The sequence below is a fragment of the Pseudomonas sp. BN607 genome (assembly GCF_029871175.1).
Classification (GTDB): Bacteria; Pseudomonadota; Gammaproteobacteria; order Pseudomonadales; family Pseudomonadaceae; genus Aquipseudomonas.
Window position 1 is genome coordinate 47,194 of record NZ_SSOE01000067.1, and the last position, 11,533, is coordinate 58,726.

General features: G+C 63.6%; 12 protein-coding genes. 9 read left to right on the top strand and 3 right to left on the bottom strand.

Translation table 11 applies throughout. The features are described 5' to 3' along the window. The first annotated feature begins 64 nt into the window (after positions 1–64). Positions 65–733, top strand: coding sequence for a DNA-3-methyladenine glycosylase (locus tag E8E68_RS25105; protein WP_110746024.1), 669 nt, complete (start codon positions 65–67; stop codon positions 731–733). Positions 734–735: 2 nt separating this feature from the next. Beyond that, a complete protein-coding gene (locus tag E8E68_RS25110; RefSeq protein WP_280345907.1) occupies positions 736–2,052 on the top strand; it encodes a bifunctional DedA family/phosphatase PAP2 family protein in 1,317 nt (438 codons plus the stop codon). A 65-nt stretch (positions 2,053–2,117) separates the two neighbouring features. On the opposite strand, the gene E8E68_RS25115 is transcribed toward E8E68_RS25110, so the two are convergent. Genes E8E68_RS25115 through E8E68_RS25125 form a run of 3 tightly spaced genes read right to left on the bottom strand, consistent with a single transcriptional unit; the run spans position 2,118 to position 3,793 of the window. Further along, positions 2,118–2,708, bottom strand: a complete 591-nt coding sequence (locus tag E8E68_RS25115) for an LON peptidase substrate-binding domain-containing protein (protein ID WP_266029284.1) — start codon at positions 2,706–2,708, stop codon at positions 2,118–2,120. Between the two features lie 9 nt (positions 2,709–2,717). Next, positions 2,718–3,434 carry an LrgB family protein gene (locus E8E68_RS25120; protein ID WP_110746021.1) on the bottom strand — a complete coding sequence of 239 codons (717 nt, stop codon included), beginning with the start codon at positions 3,432–3,434 and terminating at the stop codon, positions 2,718–2,720. Further along, positions 3,431–3,793: a CidA/LrgA family protein gene (locus tag E8E68_RS25125; RefSeq protein ID WP_280345914.1), complete on the bottom strand. Its 363-nt coding sequence runs from the start codon at positions 3,791–3,793 to the stop codon at positions 3,431–3,433. The genes E8E68_RS25120 and E8E68_RS25125 overlap by 4 nt, the downstream gene beginning before the upstream one ends. A gap of 142 nt (positions 3,794–3,935) precedes the next feature. Here E8E68_RS25125 and E8E68_RS25130 point away from each other — a divergent pair, with 142 nt between their 5' ends. From E8E68_RS25130 to purD, 7 genes are all read left to right on the top strand, one after another. Beyond that, a complete protein-coding gene (locus E8E68_RS25130; protein WP_110746019.1) occupies positions 3,936–4,391 on the top strand; it encodes a MaoC family dehydratase in 456 nt (151 codons plus the stop codon). A 175-nt stretch (positions 4,392–4,566) separates the two neighbouring features. Then, on the top strand, positions 4,567–5,445 hold the full coding sequence (gene prmA, locus E8E68_RS25135) for a 50S ribosomal protein L11 methyltransferase (RefSeq protein WP_110746018.1): 879 nt from the start codon (positions 4,567–4,569) through the stop codon (positions 5,443–5,445). A gap of 42 nt (positions 5,446–5,487) precedes the next feature. Beyond that, positions 5,488–6,852 (top strand): DUF3426 domain-containing protein, encoded by a 1,365-nt coding sequence (locus E8E68_RS25140; RefSeq protein ID WP_280345917.1) that lies wholly within the window; start codon positions 5,488–5,490, stop codon positions 6,850–6,852. 208 nt (positions 6,853–7,060) lie between these two features. Then, complete coding sequence (gene dusB / locus E8E68_RS25145) at positions 7,061–8,074, top strand: tRNA dihydrouridine synthase DusB (protein ID WP_266029287.1); 1,014 nt, start codon at positions 7,061–7,063, stop codon at positions 8,072–8,074. Further along, complete coding sequence (gene fis, locus E8E68_RS25150; RefSeq protein WP_003249693.1) at positions 8,071–8,391, top strand: DNA-binding transcriptional regulator Fis; 321 nt, start codon at positions 8,071–8,073, stop codon at positions 8,389–8,391. The genes dusB and fis overlap by 4 nt, the downstream gene beginning before the upstream one ends. Positions 8,392–8,472: 81 nt before the next feature. Further along, positions 8,473–10,080 (top strand): bifunctional phosphoribosylaminoimidazolecarboxamide formyltransferase/IMP cyclohydrolase, encoded by a 1,608-nt coding sequence (gene purH, locus E8E68_RS25155; RefSeq protein WP_266029288.1) that lies wholly within the window; start codon positions 8,473–8,475, stop codon positions 10,078–10,080. A gap of 146 nt (positions 10,081–10,226) precedes the next feature. After that, the gene (gene purD / locus E8E68_RS25160) at positions 10,227–11,522 is read left to right on the top strand and encodes a phosphoribosylamine--glycine ligase (RefSeq protein ID WP_266029289.1); all 1,296 of its coding nucleotides are present in this window, start codon (positions 10,227–10,229) and stop codon (positions 11,520–11,522) included. Positions 11,523–11,533: the final 11 nt, after the last annotated feature.

Genomic DNA, 11,533 nt, shown 5'->3' on the forward strand with positions numbered 1-11,533 from the left:
GGTTCAGCCTCGATTAAGCCATTCATTGCTATCATCCCCGCCTCCCCAGCCACGAACTGCCCGCATGCCAGCCCTGCCCGACAGCTTTTTCGACCGTGACGCCCAGACCCTGGCCAAGGCCCTGCTGGGCAAGGTCATCCGCCATCGCCAAGGCAACCTGTGGCTGGCCGCGCGCATCATCGAAACCGAGGCTTACTACCTGACCGACAAAGGCAGCCACGCCTCGCTCGGCTACACCGAAAAGCGCAAGGCACTGTTCCTCGACGGTGGGCACATCTACATGTACTACGCCCGTGGCGGCGATTCGCTGAACTTCAGCGCCCACGGCCCTGGCAACGCGGTGCTGATCAAATCGGCCTACCCTTGGCAGGACGCCCTCTCGGGGCCCGACAGCCTGGCGCAGATGCAACTGAACAACCCCGATGCCAGCGGCAGGCTACGCCCGGATGAGCGCCTGTGTGCCGGGCAGACCCTGCTGTGCCGCGCTCTGGGCCTGAAAGTGCCGCACTGGGACGCCCAGCGCTTCGACACCGGGCGCCTGTACGTGGAGGACTGCGGCAATGCCGTGCCGAAGGTGATCCAGGCCGCCCGCCTGGGCATCCCGCACGGGCGCGACGAACACTTGCCCTACCGCTTCGTCGATGCCGAATACGCCCGTTTCTGCACGCGGAACCCATTACGGCGCGGCCAAGTCGAAGGCCGCGATTTCTTCATTCTCGAACAAGGAAGCTGAACATGGGCGAATGGCTCGACAGCCTGACCGGCTGGCTCAGCGCCAACCCGCAGTGGCTTGGCGTGGCAATTTTCCTGGTGGCCTGCATTGAATGCCTGGCCATCGCTGGCATCATCGTGCCGGGCACCGTGTTGCTGTTCGCCGTTGCGGTACTGGCCGGCAGCGGCGCCTTCAGCCTGGGCGAAACACTGCTGCTGGGCTTTCTCGGCGGGCTGCTGGGCGATGCCCTGTCGTATACCGTGGGCAAGTACTTCCACCAGAATATTCGGCGCTTGCCCTTGCTCCGCCACCACCCGGAATGGATCGGCAGCGCCGAAACGTACTTCCAGCGCTACGGTATCGCCAGCCTGCTGGTAGGCCGCTTCATCGGCCCGCTAAGACCCATGCTGCCGATGGTCGCAGGCATGTTCGACATGCCGCTGCCGCGCTTCATTGCCGTCAGCCTGGTGGCCGGCGCCGGCTGGTCGGTGGCTTACCTGCTGCCTGGCTGGGCTACTGGCGCGGCCATGCGCCTACCGTTGCCTGAGGGCTTCTGGCTGGACGCCGGCATTATCGCCGGCACCCTGGCGGCGGTGATTGGCCTGAGCCTGAACAGCAGCATTCGCGACCAACGCCACGGCACCCGCCTGGTCGCGGGGTTGAGTTTCCTCGCCCTGGCTGGGATTTTCCTCGGTTGGCCCTACCTGCACGAATTCGACCAAGGCGTGATGACGCTGGTACAGGAGCACCGCAGCCAGGCCATTGACGGCACTGTGGTGCTGGTCACTCGCCTGGGCGACTTCAAGACCCAGTTCTTCCTCGGTGGCTTGCTGACAGGCTTGCTGCTGCTTGCCCGGCAGTGGCGACATGCGCTGTTCGCCGGGGGCGCCTTGATGGGTACAGCGCTCGCGAATGGCAGCCTTAAATGGCTGTTCGCCCGCGCCAGGCCCGAAGTACTGACCGATCCGCTGACCAGCTACAGCATGCCCAGCGGCCACAGCTCGGCGTCTTTTGCCTTTTTCCTGGTGATGGCGGTGCTGGCCGGGCGCGGTCAGCCGCCACGCATGCGCCTGACCTGGGTAATGCTGGGCTGCATTCCGGCGCTGGCGATCGCCCTGTCACGGGTATACCTGGGGGCGCACTGGCCAACCGACATTCTCGCCGGGGCCTTGCTGGCGTGCTGCGTGTGCGCGCTCAGCCTGACCTTGGTGCAGCAACAACAGACGCTACCGGCCTTGCCGCAACGGGTGTGGTGGCTGGTGCTACCGGCGTGCGTGGCGTTGCTGGCGTTCTTTGCCATGCATGCGTTGCCGCAGGCCTTGCTTAGATACCAATATTGATGCCGCCGGCATTGGCCTTTTCGCAGCACACGCTGCGGGGAGGCCGGCGCAGCCCCTGAAAAACGTCAGGCGAACAGCTCACCCTGAATCCGCTCCAGCAACTTCTGGATTTCCTCCAGCCGCTCTTGCGGCGAGTCAATGCTCAGCAAATCCAGCTTGTCTTCTTCCATGAACGGCAACAGGTACGCCAGCTGGTTGGCCAGCGCCTGGCGACCGTCCACCTGGCGCGGCATGTCCAGGGCTTCAACCATCGGATGCTCGCCCAGGGCCACCAGCAGCGCCAGCAGGTCGTCATCCGCCTCGAGCAACGGGCTGTCCGCCTGCTCGGGCAGCCATTGCACCTGCCCTACCAGCAATTGGTCCTTCTGCACCTCGGTGCTGTCCAGGTTGAAGCGCCGCACACCTTCAACGCGTATACCCAGCAGTCCGTTGTCCTGCTGCACGAAGTCGCGGATCACCGCTTCACAACCTATCGAGGCGACCACAGGCGGCGCCTTGCCGACCTGTTCGCCTTCAAGGATGCACACCACCCCGAAACCTTCGCCCTGCTTCATGCAGCGCCCGATCATGTCCAGGTAGCGCGCCTCGAAAATCTGCAAATCGAGGAAGCAGCCCGGAAACAGCACGGTATTGAGCGGAAACAGCGGTAGCGTCATCACAACTCCTCAAGCCACAAGGCTGACCGCCAGCGGCAGAAACACCGCCGTGGCCACGCCCATCAGGCTCATCGCCAGCGCGGCAAAGGCGCCGCATTCGTCACTTTCCTGCAGGGCCACCGAAGTACCCACCGCGTGTGCGGTCACGCCCAGCGACATGCCACGCGCCTCGGGGCTGTGCACGCCAAAGCGGCTCAACAGCGCCGGGCCGAAGATCGCCCCGATCACCCCGGTGATCAGCACGAAAACCGCCGCCAGGGCCGCCACGCCGCCGATCTGCTCGGCCACCAGCATGGCAATGGGCGAAGTCACCGACTTGGGCGCCATGGTCATCAGGATCATGTGCTCGGCGCCGAACCACCAGCCTAGCAGCAAGCAGCACAAGGTGGCGAACAGGCCCCCGACTACCAGCGTAGTAAAGATGGGCCAGAACAATTGGCGAATACGCCGCAGGTTGAGATACAGCGGCACGGCCAGGGCCACGGTGGCAGGCCCAAGCAGGGTGTTCATGATTTCGGTGCTCTTGCGGTACTCGCCGTAGTCGAGGCCGCACACCAGCAGCACGCCGATCACCAGCAGCATCGACACCAGTACCGGCTGCAGGAAGATCCAGCGCGTCTTCTCGTAGGCTGCCAGCACCACCTGGTAGGCCGCCAGGGTAATACCGATTCCGAACAAGGGATGATGCACGACCGCACTGAGGGTGCCTTGCCAGTCAAGCGTCATGGTTGCTCCTCACGCTTGCCCTGGCGATGGATGAGCTTTTGCATCAACACACCGACGAACACCAGGGTTAGCAGGCAGGAGATCAGCAAGGCGCCGGCAATCGCCCAGAAATCGGCGGCGATGTCCCTGGCATACACCATCACCCCCACGGCCGGTGGCACCAGCAAAAGCGGCAGGTAGCGCAGCAGGCTGCCGGCTGCTTCGTTCAGCGGCTTACCGACTTCGCCACGGGCCATCAGGAAGCACAACAGCAGCAACAGGCCGATGATCGGCCCTGGCAAGAACGGCACCAACAGATGATTGATCGCCGTCCCCAGCAGCTGGAACAGCACCAGCCAGGTCAAACCACGCAACAGCATAAGCATCTCCCTCGGGCATGGCCTCATTATAAGCACGCGGGGCAATAGACCGATATTCGCCGAAAAGCGGGTAACTTGACTGAAGCGGTTCGCCGTGCTGATCTTGCACTTTCGTACCAACTGACAATCTGGAGAGTCCGCGATGCCCTATGTACCGGTTACAGAGCTTTCGCAATACGTTGGTAAGGAGCTGGGGCGGTCGGCTTGGCTGAAGATCGACCAGCAGCGCATCAACCTGTTCGCCGAGGCCACCGGCGACTTCCAGTTCATCCATGTTGACCCGGAAAAGGCAGCAAAAACACCGTTTGGCGGCACGATCGCCCATGGCTTTCTGACCTTGTCCCTGATACCCAAGCTGATCGAAGACATTCTGGTGCTGCCACAAGGCTTGAAGATGGTCGTGAACTACGGGCTGGACAGCGTTCGCTTCATCCAGCCAGTGAAGGTGAATAGCCAAGTGCGTTTGAAGGTGGACCTGGCCGAGGTGACGGAGAAAAAGCCGGGACAGTGGCTGCTCAAGGCGATCGCCACACTGGAGATCGAGGGTGAAGACAAGCCTGCTTATATAGCTGAGTCGCTTTCGCTCTGCTTCGTCTGATCCGACCCTGAATGGATGCTGGAACACGGGGCCGCTTTGCGGCCCGATCGTGACGCAAGGCCGTCCCCACAAGGAGCGAGCCCGGCCTTCTCTACAAACCCCCCGCACTCGCGTAAACTGCCAGCCTTCGCGCAGCCTGGGGCTGCCTTCTGTCGATTTACCAAAGGTGCCCGCCATGCCTTGGCTGCAAGTACGCCTGGCCATCAGCCCGGAACAAGCCGAAACCTACGAAGATGCCCTGCTTGAAGTAGGCGCGGTCTCGGTCACGTTCATGGATGCCGAGGATCAACCGATTTTCGAGCCAGACCTGAACACCACCCCTCTGTGGTCACACACCCACCTGCTGGCCTTGTTCGAAGCCGATGCCGACCCTGAGCAGGTGTTCGCCCACCTGCGCCTGCTGACTGGCACCGCGTTGCCCGAGCACCAGGCCGAGGTGATCGAAGATCAGGACTGGGAGCGCAGCTGGATGGATAACTTCCAGCCGATGCGCTTCGGCCGCCGCCTGTGGATCGTGCCCAGCTGGCACGACGCCCCGGATAAAGCCGCCGTGAACCTGCTGCTGGACCCAGGCCTGGCCTTCGGCACCGGCACCCATCCCACCACCGCACTGTGCCTGGAATGGCTCGATGGCCAGCAGCTCGACGGCACCCAGGTGCTGGACTTCGGCTGCGGCTCGGGCATCCTCGCCATCGCTGCGCTGCTGCTGGGCGCCCGCGAAGCGGTGGGTACCGACATCGACGTGCAGGCCATCGAGGCCTCGCGCGACAACGCCCAGCGCAACGGCATTGCCGACGAGAAGCTGGCGCTGTACCTGCCCGAGCACATGCCGGCGATGCAAGCCGACGTGCTGGTCGCCAACATCCTTGCCGGCCCACTGGTGTCGCTGGCGCCGCAGCTGTCCGGCCTGGTCCGCCCAGGTGGCCTGCTGGCGCTGTCGGGCATCCTCGCCGAGCAGGGTGAAGAAGTGGCTGCCGCCTACGCTGCAGACTTCGACCTGGACCCGATCGTCGTCCGCGATGGCTGGGTACGCATCAGTGGTCGGCGCCGCTAAGCGGGCCTAGAATACTCTCTTGCACAGCTCCCGGATCGCCGCATGACCGACAGTTTCGTCACCCAGTGCCCGCATTGCCAGACCAGCTTTCGCGTCACCCACCACCAGTTGAGCGTGGCGCGTGGCGTGGTGCGTTGCGGCCACTGCCTGCAGGTGTTCAACGCCGCCAAGCAACTGCTGGAGCAAACCCGTGCCAATGCACCTGAGGTGCCGGTAGCGGCGCCAGCACCCGCGGCGCCTGCCGAGCCAGTGCCAGCGCCGGCGATTACCCCCGAACCTGTGAGCCGCGAGCGCAGCATAACGCCGGACGAGGAGTGGGCCCTCACTGCCCAAGCGCTGGACGCACTGGACCTCGACCAGGAACTGGCACGCCTGGAGCGGCGCGGCCAACCGGCCCCCGCACGCCCCGCCAATCCGGATAACGGGTTGCAGGCGCGGCGTGACGATCCGCACCCGGACGAGCATGCGCACGAGCACGGCCTGTTCGGCACTGCCACCGATGACCCTTTCGAGCCGCACCCTGCGGCAGAGCCCGCACCGGTGCTGCTTGAGCCGCAGCCCCACCCGCTGGACCTGCAGCCAGAACCCGGGGAGCGCACCGAGCCTACCCTGGGCAGCAACCTCGACCTGGACATCGATGAGGAGCCGCCCGTACACCGCGCAGCCGAAATCGATGACCAGCCCGCATTCAGCGAACCGCTGCGTGCCAGCGATGACGATATGCCGGAAAAAGGCCTGAGCGCCCGCGACGATGAGCCGTTGCCGCTGCACCTGTCGGCGCACGATGACGACCCTGTCGAGGCGTTACCCGGCGAACGCCTGGAACCGGGCCTGGCCAGCAAACCCGAGCGCCCGTCGCGCAAGGAGCCGCTGGTCGATGTGGTCGACGACCCGCTGCAGCTGGGCTGGGAAAAGCCCGCGCCCAACTGGGGCAAGCGTCTGCTGTGGGGCTTCCTGACCCTGCTGGCCGCTGGCTTGCTGGCATTTCAGTATGTCTGGTTCCACTTCGACGAAATGGCCCGCCAGGACCAGTACCGGCCGATGTTCCAGCAAGTCTGCCCGCTGGTCGGCTGTCAGGTCCCCACCCGCGTCGACATTGCCCGGATCAAGAGCAGCAACCTGGTTGTGCGCAGCCACCCGGACTTCAAAGGTGCCCTGATCGTGGATGCGATCATCTACAACCGTGCGCCGTTCGCCCAGCCGTTCCCGCTGCTGGAGCTGCGCTTCGCCGACCTCAACGGCCAACTGATCGCCAGCCGCCGGTTCAAACCGAGCGAGTACCTGTCGGGAGAACTGGCCGGCCGTGGCGAAATGCCCAGCCAGACACCGATCCACATAGCCCTGGACATCCTTGACCCAGGCCCGAAGGCGGTCAACTACAGCCTGAGCTTCCGTTCGCCGGAATAAACAGCACATTTTCCACCTCTCGGGAGTGGCCTTGCGACCCATCGCGACGCAAGGCCTCACCCACGGGTCTGCGCCAACCAAAGCAAATGTCATAAGCCGACAACTGTTCAGATTTTATCCAAATCCATCTTTATCCGGTCACCGAGAGCGGGTATCATGCCAACCCTTTTTCGAACTCCAAGATTCGGCCCCACAACAGGGATCACCTATGTCGGCGGTACGCATCGGCCCATACACACTACGCAATAACCTGATCCTTGCGCCCATGGCCGGGGTTACGGACCAGCCTTTCCGTACACTTTGCCAGCGCCTGGGTGCCGGGATGGTGGTGTCGGAAATGGTCAGCAGCGACATGAGCCTGTGGAACAGCCGCAAGTCGAGCCTGCGCCGCATCCATGAAGGTGATCCCGAGCCCCGCTCGGTGCAGATCGCCGGCGGTGATGCGCAGATGATGGCTGCGGCGGCACGGGCCAACGTCGAAGCGGGCGCCCAGATCATCGATATCAACATGGGCTGCCCGGCAAAAAAAGTCTGCAACAAAGCGGCGGGCTCTGCTTTATTGAGAGATGAAGCCTTGGTCGGCGAGATCCTCCACGCCGTGGTCGGCGCTGTGGATGTTCCGGTGACCCTGAAAATCCGCACCGGCTGGGACCGGGCGAACAAGAACGGCCTGAACGTGGCGAAGATCGCCGAGCAGGCCGGCATCCAGGCGCTGGCGGTGCATGGCCGTACACGCGCCGACCTGTACACCGGCGAGGCCGAATACGACACCATCGCTGCCATCAAGCAGGCGGTGTCGATCCCGGTCTTTGCCAACGGCGATATCACCTCGCCAGAAAAGGCCCGGGCGGTGCTGGACGCCACCGGCGTCGATGGCCTGCTGATTGGTCGGGCTGCCCAGGGGCGGCCATGGATCTTTCGCGAGATCGAGCATTACCTGCGTACCGGCGAGCACTTGCCGGCGCCGCAGCTGGACGAAGTGGAACGCATCCTGCTAGAGCACCTGGCCGCGCTGCATGCCTTCTATGGCGATGTGATGGGCGTACGTATCGCCCGCAAGCACGTTGGCTGGTACCTGGCAACACGACCCGGCGGCAAGGAGTTTCGCTCCCGGTTCAACGCTTTGGAAGACACACAAGCGCAGTGCGCCAACGTTCGCGGTTTTTTCAGCGAGCGTCGACAGAGCCTTGAGACAGAGGACGGACAAGGGGTGGCCGCATGACGATGATGACCGAGAATTTTGTGAGTGGAACAACGCCCGTGAGCGACAACGCCAACCTGAAACAGCACCTGAACACGCCGAGCGAAGAGGGCCAGACCCTTCGCGACAGCGTCGAGAAGGCGCTGCACAACTACTTCGCCCATCTGGAAGGCGCGACCGTCACGGACGTGTACAACCTGGTGCTCTCCGAAGTCGAGGCGCCCCTGCTCGAAAGCGTGATGAACTACGTGAAGGGCAACCAGACCAAGGCCAGCGAGATGCTCGGGCTGAACCGAGGCACCCTGCGCAAGAAGCTCAAGCAGTACGACTTGTTGTAAGCCAGAATCCCAACCAGAAAAGGCGGCTCCCTGAACAGAGGCGCCTTTTTTGCTGACTCCACCGCGTTATTGGAATCCGAAATGACCGACCAGACTACCCGCCTGCCAGTCCGCCGCGCCCTGATCAGCGTCTCCGACAAGACCGGTATCCTCGAATTCGCCCGTGAGCTGCAGCAGCTCGGTGTCGAGATCCTGTCCACCGGCGGCACCTACAAGCTGCTCAAGGACAACGGCGTAAACGCGGTGGAAGTGGCCGACTACACCGGCTTCGCCGAAATGATGGATGGCCGGGTCAAGACCCTGCACCCGAAGATCCACGGCGGCATCCTCGGCCGTCGTGGTACCGACGACGCCATCATGAACGAGCACGGCATCAAGCCGATCGACCTGGTGGCGGTCAACCTGTACCCGTTCGAAGCCACCATTTCCAAGCCTGGCTGTGACCTGCCGACCGCCATCGAGAACATCGACATCGGCGGCCCGACCATGGTCCGCTCGGCTGCCAAGAACCACAAGGACGTGGCCATCGTGGTCAACGCCAGCGACTACGCCGGCATCGTCGAAGGCCTCAAGGCCGGCGGCCTGACCTATGCCCAGCGCTTTGACCTGATGCTCAAGGCCTTCGAGCACACTGCTGCCTACGACGGCATGATCGCCAACTACATGGGCACCATCGACCAGGCCAAGGACACCCTCAGCACCGAGGCGCGCAGCGAGTTCCCGCGCACCTTCAACAGCCAGTTCGTCAAGGCCCAGGAAATGCGCTACGGCGAGAACCCGCACCAAAGCGCGGCGTTCTATGTCGAAGCCAAGAAAGGCGAAGCGAGCATCTCCACCGCCGTGCAGCTGCAGGGCAAGGAACTGTCGTTCAACAACGTGGCCGACACCGACGCCGCACTGGAGTGCGTGAAGAGCTTCGTCAAGCCGGCCTGCGTCATCGTCAAGCATGCCAACCCGTGCGGTGTGGCCGTTGTGCCTGAAGACGAAGGCGGCATCCGCAAGGCCTACGACCTGGCCTACGCCACCGACACCGAGTCGGCATTCGGCGGCATCATCGCCTTCAACCGCGAGCTGGACGGTGAAACCGCCAAAGCCATCGTCGAGCGCCAGTTCGTCGAAGTGATCATCGCCCCGAAAATCTCCCAGGCTGCCCGCGACGTGGTGGCTGCCAAGCAGAACGTACGCCTGCTGGAATGCGGCGAGTGGCCAGCCGAGCGCGCTGCCGGGTGGGACTTCAAGCGCGTCAATGGTGGCCTGCTGGTGCAGAGCCGTGATATCGGCATGATCACCGCCGATGACCTGAAAATCGTTACCAAGCGCGCCCCGACCGAGCAAGAAATCCACGACTTGGTGTTCGCCTGGAAGGTGGCCAAGTTCGTCAAGTCCAACGCCATTGTCTACGCCAAGCAGCGCCAGACCATCGGCGTCGGCGCCGGCCAGATGAGCCGCGTCAACTCCGCCCGCATCGCTGCAATCAAGGCTGAGCACGCTGGCCTGCAGGTACAGGGCGCGGTCATGGCTTCGGACGCGTTCTTCCCGTTCCGTGATGGCATCGACAATGCGGCTAAAGTGGGTATCAGCGCCGTGATCCAGCCGGGTGGCTCGATGCGTGATGCTGAAGTCATCGCTGCTGCCGACGAAGCCGGCATCGCCATGGTGTTCACCGGCATGCGCCACTTCCGCCACTAATTACGCGGATCCCGAGGCGAGTCGAGATCCTGTGGGAGCGGGCTTGCCCGCGAATACGATGGTGGATTCACCGCCGCATTCGCGGGCAAGCCCGCTCCCACAGTGTTCGGCGCAAGCCACTGGATCACTTGAATCGAGGTTTTGACATGAAAGTTTTGATCATCGGCAGCGGCGGCCGCGAGCACGCCCTGGCCTGGAAAGTCGCCCAGGACCCCCGCGTCGAGAAAGTCTTCGTTGCCCCCGGCAACGCTGGCACCGCCACTGAAGCCAAGTGCGAGAACGTCGCCATCGACGTTTGCGCCCTGGAGCAACTGGCCGACTTCGCCGAGAAAAACGTCGACCTGACCATCGTTGGCCCGGAAGCCCCGCTGGTCATCGGTGTGGTCGACCTGTTCCGCAGCCGCGGCCTGGACTGCTTCGGCCCAACCAAGGGTGCGGCCCAGCTGGAAGGCTCCAAGGCCTTCACCAAGGACTTCCTGGCACGTCACAAGATCCCGACTGCCGACTACCAGAACTTCACTGAGATCGAGCCAGCCCTGGCCTACCTGCAGGAAAAGGGCGCGCCGATTGTGATCAAGGCCGACGGCCTGGCTGCGGGCAAGGGCGTAATCGTCGCCATGACCCTGGAAGAAGCCGAAGCCGCCGTGCGTGACATGCTGGCCGGTAACGCCTTCGGTGAAGCCGGTTCGCGTGTTGTGATCGAAGAGTTCCTCGACGGCGAGGAAGCCAGCTTCATCGTCATGGTCGACGGCCACAACGTGCTGCCCATGGCCACCAGCCAGGACCACAAACGCGTCGGCGACCAGGACACCGGCCCGAACACCGGCGGCATGGGTGCCTACTCCCCTGCCCCGGTGGTTACCGCCGAGGTGCACCAGCGCGTGATGGACCAGGTGATCTGGCCGACCGTGCGCGGAATGGCCGAAGAAGGCAACGTCTACACGGGCTTCCTCTATGCTGGCCTGATGATCGACAAGGCGGGCAACCCCAAGGTCATCGAGTTCAACTGCCGCTTCGGCGACCCGGAAACCCAGCCAGTCATGCTGCGCCTGGAGTCGAGCCTGGTACTGCTGGTCGAGGCCGCTTTCGCCAAGGCGCTGGACAAGGTCGAAGCCCAGTGGGACCCACGCCCGAGCCTGGGTGTGGTGCTGGCAGCGGGCGGCTACCCGGGCGACTACGCCAAGGGCGACCTGATCAGCGGCCTGGACGCTGCTGCGCAGATCGAAGGCAAGGTATTCCACGCCGGTACTACGCTCAAGGATGGCCAGGTGGCTACCAACGGCGGCCGCGTACTGTGTGCCACTGCCATGGGCAGCACCGTTGCCGACGCGCAGCAGCAGGCATACCGCCTGGCCAAGGAAGTAAGCTGGAGCGGTAGCTTCTACCGTTCCGACATCGGCTACCGGGCCATCGCCCGCGAGCGCGGTGAGCACCAGCAGTAAGTACTACCGGA

Excerpts from the sequence above, each read along its gene's own strand:
- E8E68_RS25105 (WP_110746024.1), top strand. The coding sequence starts at position 65 with ATGCCAGCCCTGCCCGACAGCTTTTTCGACCGTGACGCCCAGACCCTG.
- E8E68_RS25110 (WP_280345907.1), top strand. The coding sequence starts at position 736 with ATGGGCGAATGGCTCGACAGCCTGACCGGCTGGCTCAGCGCCAACCCG.
- E8E68_RS25115 (WP_266029284.1), bottom strand. The coding sequence starts at position 2,708 with ATGACGCTACCGCTGTTTCCGCTCAATACCGTGCTGTTTCCGGGCTGC.
- E8E68_RS25120 (WP_110746021.1), bottom strand. The coding sequence starts at position 3,434 with ATGACGCTTGACTGGCAAGGCACCCTCAGTGCGGTCGTGCATCATCCC.
- E8E68_RS25125 (WP_280345914.1), bottom strand. The coding sequence starts at position 3,793 with ATGCTGTTGCGTGGTTTGACCTGGCTGGTGCTGTTCCAGCTGCTGGGG.
- E8E68_RS25130 (WP_110746019.1), top strand. The coding sequence starts at position 3,936 with ATGCCCTATGTACCGGTTACAGAGCTTTCGCAATACGTTGGTAAGGAG.
- prmA (WP_110746018.1), top strand. The coding sequence starts at position 4,567 with ATGCCTTGGCTGCAAGTACGCCTGGCCATCAGCCCGGAACAAGCCGAA.
- E8E68_RS25140 (WP_280345917.1), top strand. The coding sequence starts at position 5,488 with ATGACCGACAGTTTCGTCACCCAGTGCCCGCATTGCCAGACCAGCTTT.
- dusB (WP_266029287.1), top strand. The coding sequence starts at position 7,061 with ATGTCGGCGGTACGCATCGGCCCATACACACTACGCAATAACCTGATC.
- fis (WP_003249693.1), top strand. The coding sequence starts at position 8,071 with ATGACGATGATGACCGAGAATTTTGTGAGTGGAACAACGCCCGTGAGC.
- purH (WP_266029288.1), top strand. The coding sequence starts at position 8,473 with ATGACCGACCAGACTACCCGCCTGCCAGTCCGCCGCGCCCTGATCAGC.
- purD (WP_266029289.1), top strand. The coding sequence starts at position 10,227 with ATGAAAGTTTTGATCATCGGCAGCGGCGGCCGCGAGCACGCCCTGGCC.